The sequence below is a fragment of the Flammeovirga sp. EKP202 genome, assembly GCF_014534745.1.
Classification (GTDB): Bacteria; Bacteroidota; Bacteroidia; order Cytophagales; family Flammeovirgaceae; genus Flammeovirga.
Window position 1 is genome coordinate 1 of record NZ_JACVVP010000097.1, and the last position, 12,563, is coordinate 12,563.

The 12,563-nt window shown below is 35.8% G+C and carries 10 protein-coding genes and 2 tRNA genes; 5 read left to right on the top strand and 7 right to left on the bottom strand.

What is annotated here, in order from left to right:
- From IC221_RS29705 to uvrB, 3 genes are all read left to right on the top strand, one after another.
- Positions 1 to 204: hypothetical protein (locus IC221_RS29705; protein ID WP_223241532.1), on the top strand; the 204-nt coding region annotated here is incomplete at its 5' end.
- Between the two features lie 125 nt (positions 205 to 329).
- Entirely contained in the window at positions 330 to 1,643 is a 1,314-nt protein-coding gene (locus tag IC221_RS28765) for a glycosyltransferase (protein WP_188172243.1), read from the top strand.
- A gap of 191 nt (positions 1,644 to 1,834) precedes the next feature.
- Entirely contained in the window at positions 1,835 to 3,865 is a 2,031-nt protein-coding gene (gene uvrB / locus IC221_RS28770) for an excinuclease ABC subunit UvrB (protein ID WP_188172244.1), read from the top strand.
- A 333-nt stretch (positions 3,866 to 4,198) separates the two neighbouring features.
- Here the strand turns inward: uvrB and tuf are convergent, their stop codons facing one another.
- From tuf to IC221_RS28790, 4 genes are all read right to left on the bottom strand, one after another.
- Positions 4,199 to 5,377 (bottom strand): elongation factor Tu, encoded by a 1,179-nt coding sequence (gene tuf, locus IC221_RS28775; protein WP_188172245.1) that lies wholly within the window; start codon positions 5,375 to 5,377, stop codon positions 4,199 to 4,201.
- 65 nt (positions 5,378 to 5,442) lie between these two features.
- Positions 5,443 to 5,514, bottom strand: a tRNA-Thr gene (locus IC221_RS28780).
- Between the two features lie 136 nt (positions 5,515 to 5,650).
- A tRNA-Tyr gene (locus tag IC221_RS28785) sits at positions 5,651 to 5,731 on the bottom strand.
- A gap of 321 nt (positions 5,732 to 6,052) precedes the next feature.
- Positions 6,053 to 6,961, bottom strand: coding sequence for an exopolyphosphatase (locus IC221_RS28790; protein ID WP_188172246.1), 909 nt, complete (start codon positions 6,959 to 6,961; stop codon positions 6,053 to 6,055).
- 99 nt (positions 6,962 to 7,060) lie between these two features.
- Here IC221_RS28790 and IC221_RS28795 point away from each other — a divergent pair, with 99 nt between their 5' ends.
- Positions 7,061 to 7,969 carry a DUF368 domain-containing protein gene (locus IC221_RS28795; RefSeq protein WP_188172247.1) on the top strand — a complete coding sequence of 303 codons (909 nt, stop codon included), beginning with the start codon at positions 7,061 to 7,063 and terminating at the stop codon, positions 7,967 to 7,969.
- An 80-nt stretch (positions 7,970 to 8,049) separates the two neighbouring features.
- Here the strand turns inward: IC221_RS28795 and IC221_RS28800 are convergent, their stop codons facing one another.
- From IC221_RS28800 to IC221_RS28810, 3 genes are all read right to left on the bottom strand, one after another.
- Complete coding sequence (locus IC221_RS28800; protein WP_188172248.1) at positions 8,050 to 8,922, bottom strand: class II fructose-bisphosphate aldolase; 873 nt, start codon at positions 8,920 to 8,922, stop codon at positions 8,050 to 8,052.
- Positions 8,923 to 8,989: 67 nt separating this feature from the next.
- Positions 8,990 to 10,498 carry an L-fucose/L-arabinose isomerase family protein gene (locus IC221_RS28805; RefSeq protein WP_188172249.1) on the bottom strand — a complete coding sequence of 503 codons (1,509 nt, stop codon included), beginning with the start codon at positions 10,496 to 10,498 and terminating at the stop codon, positions 8,990 to 8,992.
- A 53-nt stretch (positions 10,499 to 10,551) separates the two neighbouring features.
- Positions 10,552 to 11,457: a carbohydrate kinase family protein gene (locus tag IC221_RS28810; protein WP_188172250.1), complete on the bottom strand. Its 906-nt coding sequence runs from the start codon at positions 11,455 to 11,457 to the stop codon at positions 10,552 to 10,554.
- A gap of 132 nt (positions 11,458 to 11,589) precedes the next feature.
- On the opposite strand from IC221_RS28810, the gene IC221_RS28815 reads away from it, so the two are divergent.
- On the top strand, positions 11,590 to 12,450 hold the full coding sequence (locus tag IC221_RS28815; protein WP_188172251.1) for an AraC family transcriptional regulator: 861 nt from the start codon (positions 11,590 to 11,592) through the stop codon (positions 12,448 to 12,450).
- Positions 12,451 to 12,563 lie beyond the last annotated feature (113 nt).

Below are 12,563 nucleotides of genomic sequence, written 5' to 3' on the forward strand. Positions count from 1 at the left end.
TTAATCTGCAATGCTTATTTTGTTTTATTTAGAAACTTAATTTTCATTGCTTCATTTTACTCTGACACAAAGATTTGCATCATCAAAAAAGTCTTCTTTTACATCATGTTTTTGCTGGCTTTCCGTTCAAAAGCGAGTGCAAAGGTAAAAGCTTGTTTTGAAAATGCAAGGGGTTATCAAAAAAAATATCATCAACAAAAGTAAATCTTATACTTTATCGCTAATAATCAACATTTTAAAAAACAACAATAAATTCATTCCCATGCTTGTTATTTCTTCATTCAATAAATAACTAAATTGAACTGTTTTTATAAATGACAATTTAAAGCATGAAAAAAGTCTTATTTATCACTTATTACTTTCCTCCTTGTGGTGGAATTTCGATTATCAGACCTTTAAAATTAATCAAATATTTACGATCTGTAGGATGGGAACCCGTATTGGTCACCCCAAAAGATGCACATTACCCAACAATAGACAAAGGCTTAATTAACGATTTCCCTCAAGATATCGAAAGAATTGAAGTTCCAATCTGGGAACCTTATAGTTTATATAAGAAATTTACAGCCCGTCCTAAGGATGAAAATGTGATGAATGCACTGGTAGTAAAGGACGAAAAAAGTAAAAGATGGAAAGATAGACTCTCTGTTTTTATCAGAAGTAACTTTTTTATACCTGATGCTCGTAAGTTCTGGGTAAAAAAAGCCGTTAATCAACTTTCAGAATATTTAGAGAATAATCATGTGGATGCCATTTTTACTGAAGGCCCTCCACATTCAGTAACTTTAATTGGTGCTCGATTAAAAGAAAAATTTAATATACCTTGGCTTTCGGATTATCAAGACCCATGGACTCAAATCGATTATTATAAAGAATTAATACTTACGCCTTGGGCGGATCAATACCATCATAAATTAGAAAAATTTTGTTTTGACCAAGCTGATGCTACTGTAATTGTTAGTAAGGCTTGGAAAAAGGACCTTGAAGACATTGGTGCACATAATGTCCATACGATTCCATGGGGTTTTGACCCTAATGATTTTTCTGAAATTGAAAATATCGATGCAAACAATTCTAAGTTCATCATGACTCACCTTGGATTAGCTGGTCATGATAGAGTACCCAATGAATTAATGGAGGCCGTGGTAGAATTAGCAAAAGAATCAGAAGAATTCAAGGAAAAGTTCCAACTGCAATTTATTGGACAAATCGACAAAGAGATTTTAGATTGTTTTGAAGAGAACAAACCTCTAGGTGTATTCAAACATATTCCTCAGTTATCAAGAAACGAAGCTCTAAAGCACGGTAAGGAATCTTCTGTTCTATTATTACTATTAAATAAAGCGGATAATGCTTCGGGTAGAATACCTGGAAAACTATTTGAATACCTTGCTTTAGATCGAAATATTCTTCTATTAGGTAACAAGAAAGGTAATTCAGCAGAAATTGTATTGGAAACAAATATGGGAACCTGTTTTGAGTATAATGAAAAAGAAGAAACAAAGGCATTTTTGAGAAAAGCTTTTGATACCTGGACTAAGGAAAAGAAGCTACCTTTAGATCGAAATGAAAAATATAAAAATTACACCTCAAAGAAACTAGTAGGAGACTTTGGTAAAATCTTAGATGAAATTACTCAATAATAATTATACCTTAAAACCCTTTTATTAGATTTCACAAAAGTGGAAGATTCATTTTTAAGCCTTCCACTTTTTTATTTTTCAATTCTATTTTCCACAAAAAATTAAGGCTTTAAAAGATAAAAAGACAATACAACCTCCTCCGGTTTTGATGTTCTTTTTTGTATATTTATAGACTTATATCAAAGAATTTTATGGATTTCAAATTAGTAGCAGATTTTACCCCTATGGGTGATCAACCGGAAGCCATCAGAAAATTATCTGAAGGAGTGGAGAATGGAGAAAAGTCTCAAATTCTTCTTGGCGTTACAGGTTCAGGAAAGACTTTTAGTGTAGCGAATGTCATTAAAGAAACAGGTAGACCTACTCTGATACTTTGTCATAATAAAACATTGGCTGCTCAACTATATGGTGAATTCAAACAGTTTTTCCCTGAAAATGCTGTAGAATACTTTATCTCCTATTATGATTATTACCAACCAGAAGCTTACATCCAAACCACTGATACATTTATTGAAAAAGACTTAATGATCAATGAAGAAATTGAGAAGTTAAGACTTGCTTGTACTTCTGCGTTGATGTCTGGAAGAAGAGATGTGATTGTAGTGGCATCCGTTTCCTGTATTTATGGTATTGGTAATCCTGAAGAATTTGAAAAAAGTGTTTTAAAAATCGCCGCAGGTGTTCAATACCCTAGACAACAATTTCTAAGAGATCTAGTAGACATCTTATATGCTAGAAATGAGGTTGAATTTAATCGTGGTAACTTCAGAGTAAAAGGTGATACTGTAGATATTTTCCCTGCTTACGCTGATTTTGCTTATCGAGTGATTTATTGGGATGATGAAATTGAAGAAATCCAGAGAATTGACCCCGAAACTGGTCGAATGATCTCTAGAGAAAATAGCATTTCTCTTTTCCCTGCGAATTTATTCGTGACTGGAAAAGATGTGATTAATGATGCTATTATTGAAATCCAAGATGAATTAGTAGAACAAGTAAAATTCTTTGAAAAGGACCACCGTTCTGCTGAAGCGAAGAGAATTAAGGAAAGAACAGAATTTGATCTTGAAATGATTCGAGAATTGGGTTATTGTTCTGGTATTGAAAATTACTCTAGATATTTTGATAGAAGAAGAGCAGGGCAACGTCCTTTCTGTTTGTTAGATTATTTCCCCGATGATTTCTTGATGGTGATTGATGAGAGTCATGTCACACTTCCGCAAATTAGAGCAATGTGGGGAGGTGATAGATCGAGGAAAGTTTCTTTAGTGGATAATGGCTTTAGATTACCGTCTGCATTGGACAACAGGCCTCTTACTTTTAATGAATTTGAAAATGTAACCAGTCAAACACTTTATGTTAGTGCTACACCTGGTGATTATGAACTTTTACAAACACAAGGTGAAATTACTGAACAGGTCATCCGTCCTACTGGCTTATTAGATCCTGAAATTGATGTTCGTCCAACTTTAAATCAGATTGATGACTTATTGGAGGAAGTTCAAGCTACAATTGATAAAGGCGAAAGAGTTTTGATCACCACTCTAACGAAAAGAATGGCGGAAGAACTTTCAAAATACCTTGATCAAATTGGAATAAAATCTACTTACATCCATTCTGAAATCAAACCATTGGATAGAGTTGAGATTCTAAGAGAATTACGTCTTGGGATTGTTGATGTATTGGTTGGAGTGAATTTATTAAGGGAAGGTCTCGATTTACCTGAAGTTTCTCTTGTTACAATCATGGATGCAGACAAAGAAGGTTTCTTAAGAAATGTCAGGTCGCTGATTCAAACTATTGGCCGTGCTGCTAGAAACTCAAATGGACGAGTGATTATGTATGCGGATAAAATGACCGCTTCCATGAAAAAAGCCATTGATGAAACAAAGAGGAGAAGGAAGATTCAACATGAATACAATTTAGAGCACGGTATCACTCCTACTACAGTGAAAAAATCACAAGATGCCATTTTGGAACAAACTCAAGTTGCGGACAGAAAAGCAATCGTCAAAAGTTACGAATTGGATGAGAGTGATAGTGCAAAAGCAGCAGAAGCTATTTCGGAATATCAAACGAAGAATACTGATGATTTAGAATCTAAGATTAAAGCAGTGAAACGTGATATGGAAAAAGCTGCAAAAGATCTTGACTTTGTAGAAGCGGCGAGGTTGAGAGATATTATGTTTGAGATGGAAAAATTGAAGAAGGAACAATCGTAGGGAAGTACTTTATCAAAATAAATTACCGTCAACTTTCAAACGGTATTTCTACAGGGATTCTATATTTTCCTTCCAAGCTACCTTCTTCTTCATATTTATCTTAACACAAAAACGAAGCAAAAAAGTCAAGGCTTTGAAGTCAAAGGGTAGAAGCTCAACTGTTACTTAACATTCTTACAAATGATTAATCTCAAGCAACATAAAAGTCAAAACCTTGAATTGATATAAAGAAAAAGCCATCCCATTGAGAAATAGGATGGCTTTTAAATATAAAGAGGTCGCCAATTGCTTGACGACCTCCAATATGTAGAACTCAGCTGACGCTGAAATCAATTACTCTACGATTGTAGTTACTTGACCTGCACCTACAGTACGTCCACCTTCACGGATCGCGAAACGAAGACCTTCCTCCATTGCGATTTCTTTTTGAAGATCAACTGTGATAGTTACGTTATCACCTGGCATTACCATCTCAACACCGTCAGGTAAAGCGATAGTACCAGTTACGTCAGTAGTACGGAAGTAGAACTGAGGGTTGTAACCTTTGAAGAATGGAGTGTGACGACCACCTTCTTCTTTTGAAAGAACGTAGATCTCAGCAGTAAACTTCTTGTGAGGAGTTACAGAACCTGGCTTACAGATTACCATACCACGCTTGATTTGCTCTTTGTCGATACCTCTAAGAAGGATACCTACGTTGTCACCAGCTTCACCTCTATCTAAGATCTTACGGAACATCTCAACACCAGTAATAGTTGATGTTAATTTGTCACCAAGACCCATGATTTCAACTGCGTCACCTGTGTTAGCAACACCTTTCTCAATACGACCTGTAGCTACAGTACCACGACCTGTGATCGAGAATACGTCCTCTACTGGCATTAAGAAATCTTTCTCAACGTCACGAACTGGAAGTGGAATATGCTCATCTACATTTTCCATTAATTCCTCAACAGTTTTAACCCACTTGTCTTCACCGTTTAATGCACCTAAAGCAGAACCTCTGATGATTGGAGCGTCGTCATATCCTTTGCTTTCTAATTCTTCAGCAACTTCCATTTCAACAAGCTCTAACATCTCCTCGTCGTCTACCATATCAGCTTTGTTTAAGAAAACAACGATTTTAGGTACACCAACCTGACGAGCTAAAAGGATGTGCTCTTTAGTTTGAGGCATAGCACCATCAGTAGCAGCTACTACTAAGATAGCACCGTCCATTTGTGCAGCACCAGTTACCATGTTTTTCACGTAATCGGCGTGACCTGGACAGTCAACGTGTGCATAGTGACGGTTCTCAGTTTGGTATTCAACGTGAGAAGTGTTGATCGTGATACCACGCTCTTTTTCTTCTGGTGCGTTGTCAATTTGAGAAAAGTCTCTTTGCTCAGCAAGACCTTTGTTTGCTAAAACTGATGAAATTGCCGCAGTTAAAGTAGTTTTACCGTGGTCAACGTGACCGATTGTACCAATGTTCAAATGGGGTTTCGAACGGTCAAATGTTTCCTTTGCCATCTTTCTTAAAAAGAATTATATACAATTAATAGATTTCAATCTTCAGATTTTAAAAAGTAAAATCGAGCTGCCGAGGAGATTTGAACTCCCGACCTCTTCCTTACCAAGGAAGTGCTCTACCCCTGAGCTACGGTAGCTTATCGCGGTAACCGCAATCTTCGAGGAAGATTTTCGATTTTCCTTTTATAGAGAATAGTTCATGATCTGAAGAAACATTTACTACACTCTTCTCAACAAATTGGTCTATATAAAAACAGCTTCATTTATTGATAGTGGGAGGGGCAGGATTCGAACCTGCGAAGCCGAAGCAACGGATTTACAGTCCGTCCCATTTGACCGCTCTGGAACCTTCCCAAAAATAGATTCAAGCACTAGAAAAAACAGTTCCCGTATCTATTCGAGATGCAAAGGTAAATTGATTTTCAAAAACTTCAAACATCTATACCAAAAATAGATGAAAATAAGGATGAAATAATTCAACTTATCACGATACACTACCCCCTAAGGGGTGACAATTACGCTATTATTATATTAATAATCAACATTTTACAAGCAAAATAAAACAAATTTAAATCTTTGTTAAGACTGTGCTAATAAACCTTACTAAAACATTAAAAATGAACTATTTTCATCAAAAGTCATCAAATTTCATATTTAAGCAGAAGAAATCTTGTATTAAAGTAAGACTAAACCTTCTCTTAAAGAACCCGAAGAAATATGTATTTCTTTAACTTTCAGTAAGGTTAGAACATTAAATAATAACAAGGAAGCGGGCACAATCATGTCTACTCTTTGAGGAATCAAACCTGGTATTTCAAAACGCTGTTCCCGAGTGTACCCCACAAATTTACGATGCATATTTTTATACTCTTCATAACTCACGTTTTTGACTGACGAAGGTTTGCAATCATGAATCGCTCCATAAACTTCTTGAATAGTCTGAAATGTTCCGGCAGCTCCGATAAACTTCAATGATTTATATTTTTCACTTTCCTCAAATAAGGGAGCTAATTTCTCTTTTAAGTAATCCGCTAATTTCTCACTATTCTCATCACTGATTGGATCTTCATTGCAAAACAGATCATAAAGGCGTTGAGCTCCAATTTCAAAGCTTTGCTTCCACAATACTTTTTCGGCATCACCAATAATAAATTCAACACTTCCTCCTCCGATATCCATAATTATGGCGATGTCTTGAATATCGGTATCTGTTTTAACTCCTTTATATATTACTTCTGCTTCTTCAGTCCCAGAAAGAATATTTACCACAAGTCCATACCTATTATATATGTCTTTAATAAAGTCTTCTCCATTATTGGCTGATCGAACTGCACTAGTAGCCGCCACCTTTACCTCCTCTGCCTTATTTTCTTTTATTACTTTTTGAAACTTATCTAATGCATCAAAAGCACGCTGCATCGCTTCTTCCGTAATTTCTCCATTAGAAATTCCCCCTTTCCCTAATCGAACAAAAATATCCTGAGTAAAAATCGTCTCTACTTTATCTCCAATTACATTAGCTATTAATAATTGAAATGTATTTGTCCCCATATCAATAGAGGCCTTTCTTATCTGTTCATCCATTTTTATAAAAAATAATATCAGTTCCTAAATAGTTGAAGATGCAAACTTTTTTGTTCGTTGACTTACACTATATTTGCTACAAATTATATTAAAGAATCAATGAAAGAAAAACTTTTTATCTTTTTAAAAGGTGTAGCCATGGGTGCTGCTGATGTTGTGCCTGGTGTATCAGGCGGAACCGTTGCCTTTATTACTGGAATTTACGAACGACTTTTAAATGCTATTAACTCCATAGATCTTGAAGCGTTGAAACTTTTATCCAAATTCAAGATCAAAGAACTTTGGGAGAAACTAGACCTTAACTTTTTAATCCCTTTGTTTCTTGGTATTGGTACTGCATTATTTTCACTGGCAAAATTGATGAAATACCTTTTGGCTAATGAGCCTATTGGATTATGGTCTTTCTTTTTCGGGTTGATTATCGCTTCTACTCTATTAGTAAGTCGTCAAGTCAACAAATGGAACGTTGCTTCAATTATTGCATTAATTATAGGTGTAGTTTTCTCTTATTATATTACAGTGGCCACTCCAAGTGAAGCTCCTGAGGGAGAAATCTATGTTTTTGTAGCTGGCATGATTGCCATCTGTGCTATGATCCTTCCAGGTATTTCTGGTTCTTTTATGCTCTTATTAATGGGGCAATATAATTATATTCTGACTTCTCTTACAGAGTTAAATATTAAAGTAATTGCAATATTTGGAGCTGGTGCAGCGATTGGCATTACTAGCTTCTCAAGAGTATTATCCTTCTTATTGAAAAAATACCATGACTTTACGATTGCTTTATTATCCGGTGTGATGATTGGTTCTTTGAATAAAGTATGGCCGTGGAAAAAAGTGATGGAAACTTATGTTGATAGACATGGTGAAACAAAACCTTTAATAGAAAAGTCTATCTTACCTCAATATTTTGATGGAGATAACCAATTAGTTTTAGCTATCATCTTAGCTATTGTTGGTTTCTTTTTAGTATATGGAATTGAAAAGTTTGCTTCTAAAGAGGCTTAATGGCATATCATATTGATGAAAATGGATACCCTATTATATATAAGGTATCCATTTTTTTATTAAACGAGAGCTTGATTTGATCAAACAACCAATTCATCTTGAAAATTCACTGCTTTCAATCGATCTACAACCACCTCTTTAATTAATGGCACTACTTCATTCATAATAAATGGAGGGTAAGCATTTTTACCCGCTTCATTCATACGTTTCAATGCTTCTTGCATATAAGTGGTATGGACGATTGTACCAATATTAATTTTACTCATACCCATTGAAATGGATTTCTGAATGTCTTTGTCTGGAATTCCTGTTCCTCCGTGCAGTACTAACGGAGCTGGAATTGCATCTGCTATTTCTCCTAATCTTCCGAAATGAATTTTTGGTTCTTGAGGTGTGAAACCATGTGCTGTTCCTATTCCAACAGCTACAATATCCGGATTAGCTTCTTTATATAATTGTGTCACATCTGCCACGGAGGCTAAAAAATCATCATCTGATTTCACTTCTACTCCCCTTCCTAAAATTTTTCCAATTTCAGCTTCAACCACAACATTGGCTGATTTTGCATACTCCACCACTTCCTTTGTCATTTTGATGTTTTCTTCCAAAGGTTGCTGAGAGCCATCAATCATGACAGAATCATAACCTGCATCAATAGCCGCTTTGCATTGATCTACAGAAGTACTGTGATCTAAATGAAGGAATACTTTATTATGAGCATTCAATCTCATTCCTTCCACCATTTTAGCAAAAACCTGAGGAGTGATCAAATCCGCTACAGGTGGATAAGTCATGACCATTACATGCGTATTCATTTCATTTGCTGCCTCTACTACAGCTTTTAGGTCATAATTATCATTGACATTGAAAGCGGCTAAACATCTTTCCGATTTTCTATAGGCTTTAAAAAGCTCGTGCAATGATGAAAATTGTTCTGAAAATTTCTTTTCCATAATTATAAGATGATAAGTGGCCATGCTCTATTTAAGCATGACCATTTGATAGATGAAATGAAGTGTTCTACAGACTATGACCGTACAAGTGGTCAAGATTTTTAGGAATATCAATCTGTCTTACCTCAAGCCAGTGATTTAATGTTTCTAATTCTTTTAGGAAATGTCCTCTGCCTATGATCCAGTGATGATCACAACCATTATTCAATACAGCAGACAATACATCTTTCGCTTCATAAACTTCAGGCTTCACTTCTGCATAACTACCTCTGAAGGCCATTTCTGAAGAAAGAATTTCTCCTTCGAAGTTAAATACTCTTGCTCCGTCAGGATATTGGTATTTTGCGATGGTTACTGGGCCTGTTTTCTGTAAGAACTCCAATAACATTCCCATACTGCTTTCGATGCTATAATTTTCAAGGATACTGTGATTTCTCACTTCAAATCCAGTCTCCTCGTTGATTAATTTTGTAGGTGCTCCTCCACAATGCCAGAAACCTATTCTGTCATTTCCATTATCTATCAATGATAAATCTACTAATGTTGGTATACCTTCCATCAGCGTCACTTGATTCATCACAACCATTGTCAATAAAGCGCCCATATCTGATTCATCTGCCACTGGAATTCCAATATCTTGGATCAACGCTCCTGCTCCATCTCCAGCGATTCCATAATGATCAAATAATTCTGGCCAGTTTTTCAGGCCTATTCCTATATAATTTTGTTGACGGCTAAAATCTGCAACTGCTAATGACAAACGGATACATTTATTGATCTGCTCAGGCGTTACATTATTAAATTTGCAAAGTGGGTGGAAAAGCAATGCTTCTCTAATCTCATCAATATCCTCTTCCTTAAACTTCTGCCCATGCTTCCAAATCGTTTCAAAATCTACTCTATCTACAATCAAACCGTAACGTTCCAACAATGCAATTTCATTCAATTCACAATCATAGAAACCCGGCACTCTAAACCCACCGATCATACCAATCATCCTCTGATTCATCGATGCTTTAGCATAAGCCGCTTTCGCAAATGGCATTACTCTTTCTGACAAACGATCTGACTCAGGATGTTCAAAAAGCCAAGAATATTTCACATTACTTGAGCTTAAAATATTCAATAGGAAGTTCTGGCCACACAAACGGTTATTGACTAACCTACCGCCTGTTGCTTCATCATGTGACCAGCTTAATACAGGAATAGCATGTTGTTTCAGCCATCTTGCTAATGTGGCTGCCAAATCACCTGCGATGTAAGAACCTTGATAAATCACCAATGCATCTATTCCTTCTTTTTCAACAGACTGCAACCAATCCAGCATTTCTTCCTTTGTCTGTAAAGGTCCTTTTGAGCTTGAAAGCTGAAAGAAGTCTTTAGGTAAAGCTTTTTGAAGGTTTGTTTGTGCTACTTTATAATTCTTTTTGATAGAAGCCCAGTCAAAATGCTCTTCTAGCCCGATACCCACCAATCCTACTTTGGCTACAAATTGTGGTTTTGCGGGTTGGATTAGTTTTTCAAATAGATGACTTACAATGCCTTGTTCAACTGGGTTTGATGCTACTGTTTCCATTGATTTCTGTTTTATTGATTAATTAAATAGAGTAATTGATAATGTGATTTACATTATAGAGTTGCTTTGATTGAAGGAAGATTTTCTTCCATATCTTTTCGTGAAGGGAATGAAGTTCGGCCTCCAAACACTTTTGCTACTTGAGAAGCGAAGAAACTACCATAGTTCATTCTTTCTCTTAATTGCATCCCTTGCAATACTGCAGATGCATACGCCGCATGAAAGGCATCCCCACAACCTGTTGTATCTACAACCTCTACCTTATAAGCAGGTTGATGTACTATAATTTCCTCTTCTAAAGCGTAAGAACCGTTTGCTCCGTCCGTCACAACCACTTGTCCTTCGGTTAACTTAGAAAGTACCTTTACGCAGTCTTCAATTTCCTCAGTTTTAGATAGTTTTTGAGCACATATAAGCGGTAAAATAGAATATGTTGCTAGCTTCAACATTTCTATCATTGTCGCTTCCTCACCTGCTTCCATATCCAATACAGTTGTAATTCCTTTTTTCTTAGCAAGCTTTAATAGGTGAAGATTAATATCTATATCATACCCATCTACAAGAATCAGCTTTGTATCACTTAGCCATTCTTCTTTAAAATCTACCGGGCTGAATGAAGAGTAATTGTCCATCGAATAAAGAACTGTACGCTCTCCTTCATCGTCCACCTGAACAATAGCTATTGCTGGGGTTGCATTTTCTTTTGCTACAAACAGTTTATCTACAACTCCATGTCTTTTGAGTTCTGCTCTTGCAATCTCACTTAAAGTATTTTCTCCAAAATACCCTAAAAAGCCAATTTCATGGCCAAGTGCTGCTATTCCGCTTGCTGCATTACCTGCCGGAGCTCCACCTTGAACTATGATCTTCTCACATTCTGTTTTCTCACCATAAGGAACCTTATTGGGTACGGTGACTAATAAATCGACGACATTAAGTCCGCTGCATATCACTTCCATACTTCTTTACTTTAGTTTAAGACAAAATTATGGTGTGATTATTACGTTTAATAAATTCAATATTTTACGATTTGTGTACTATATTGTCCAATAACTACTAAATCGAAAGAACAACTAACAACATAGCGTAAAATGAGAGCAAAACTAGAAGTTATCCCTAAGCAACTGGATCATTCAATTCATACTTTTATCTATGATGATATAAGTTTTAATTCTCCTTGGCATTATCATGAAGAGCTTGAGCTAACTTATGTATTAAAAAGTAATGGGATTCGGTATATCGGTAACAGCATTCAACAGTTTCAAGCAGGAGATTTGGTTTTGATTGGGTCTTCATTACCTCATGCATGGAAAAATGCCAGTAATTATAATCAAGGTGCTTCTTCTGTATATGTACAGTGGAAAGCTGAACAATTCAATGCAAAAATTACGGGAATTAAAGAGTTTCTGAAGGTCGGAAAGATGCTAGAAAAGGCCAAAGCTGGTATTGTATTTAGAAAATCAATGATGACAGAAAATATTGGGCAAATGCTTTTGGCGTTACATCAATCTTCCGAAATGCCAAGAATGATACTTTTTTTACAGATTCTACATCAATTGAGTGAATTAAAGGACTACCAAATTTTATCAGAACCTATTGAGACCTTTACTTCTCAAAAAATTGACAGTAGAGTAGATAAAATTATACATCATATAGAAGATCACTATCAAAGTCCTATTCTAGTCATAGAAGTAGCTGATTTATGTTGTATGACTAAATCCTCTTTTTGTAAGTTCTTCAAAAAAAGATTCAACAAGACCTTCACGCAGTACCTCAATGAGTTTAGGATACATATAATATGTCAAGAATTACAAGATAGTATTCAACCCGTGACACAAATAGCAATGGACTGTGGTTATGAAAACATGTCATACTTTCACCGGCAGTTCAAACAAGTCATTGGGGTAACTCCTGCTCAATACAGGAAAAAGATAATAGCAATAAGTGATTAAAAAGTCTATAAACACAAAAAGGTCAACCATTTCTGATTGACCTTTGAGCGGATGACGAGGCTCGAACCCGCGACCTACAGCTTGGAAGGCTGTCGCTCTACCAACTGAGCTAC

What these genes read in the sequence shown, in the direction of transcription:
- IC221_RS28765 (WP_188172243.1), top strand. Translation starts at nt 330, where the DNA reads ATGAAAAAAGTCTTATTTATCACTTATTACTTTCCTCCTTGTGGTGGA.
- IC221_RS28810 (WP_188172250.1), bottom strand. Translation starts at nt 11,457, where the DNA reads ATGGAAGTGATATGCAGCGGACTTAATGTCGTCGATTTATTAGTCACC.
- IC221_RS28790 (WP_188172246.1), bottom strand. Translation starts at nt 6,961, where the DNA reads ATGGATGAACAGATAAGAAAGGCCTCTATTGATATGGGGACAAATACA.
- uvrB (WP_188172244.1), top strand. Translation starts at nt 1,835, where the DNA reads ATGGATTTCAAATTAGTAGCAGATTTTACCCCTATGGGTGATCAACCG.
- IC221_RS28795 (WP_188172247.1), top strand. Translation starts at nt 7,061, where the DNA reads ATGAAAGAAAAACTTTTTATCTTTTTAAAAGGTGTAGCCATGGGTGCT.
- IC221_RS28800 (WP_188172248.1), bottom strand. Translation starts at nt 8,922, where the DNA reads ATGGAAAAGAAATTTTCAGAACAATTTTCATCATTGCACGAGCTTTTT.
- IC221_RS28815 (WP_188172251.1), top strand. Translation starts at nt 11,590, where the DNA reads ATGAGAGCAAAACTAGAAGTTATCCCTAAGCAACTGGATCATTCAATT.
- tuf (WP_188172245.1), bottom strand. Translation starts at nt 5,377, where the DNA reads ATGGCAAAGGAAACATTTGACCGTTCGAAACCCCATTTGAACATTGGT.
- IC221_RS28805 (WP_188172249.1), bottom strand. Translation starts at nt 10,498, where the DNA reads ATGGAAACAGTAGCATCAAACCCAGTTGAACAAGGCATTGTAAGTCAT.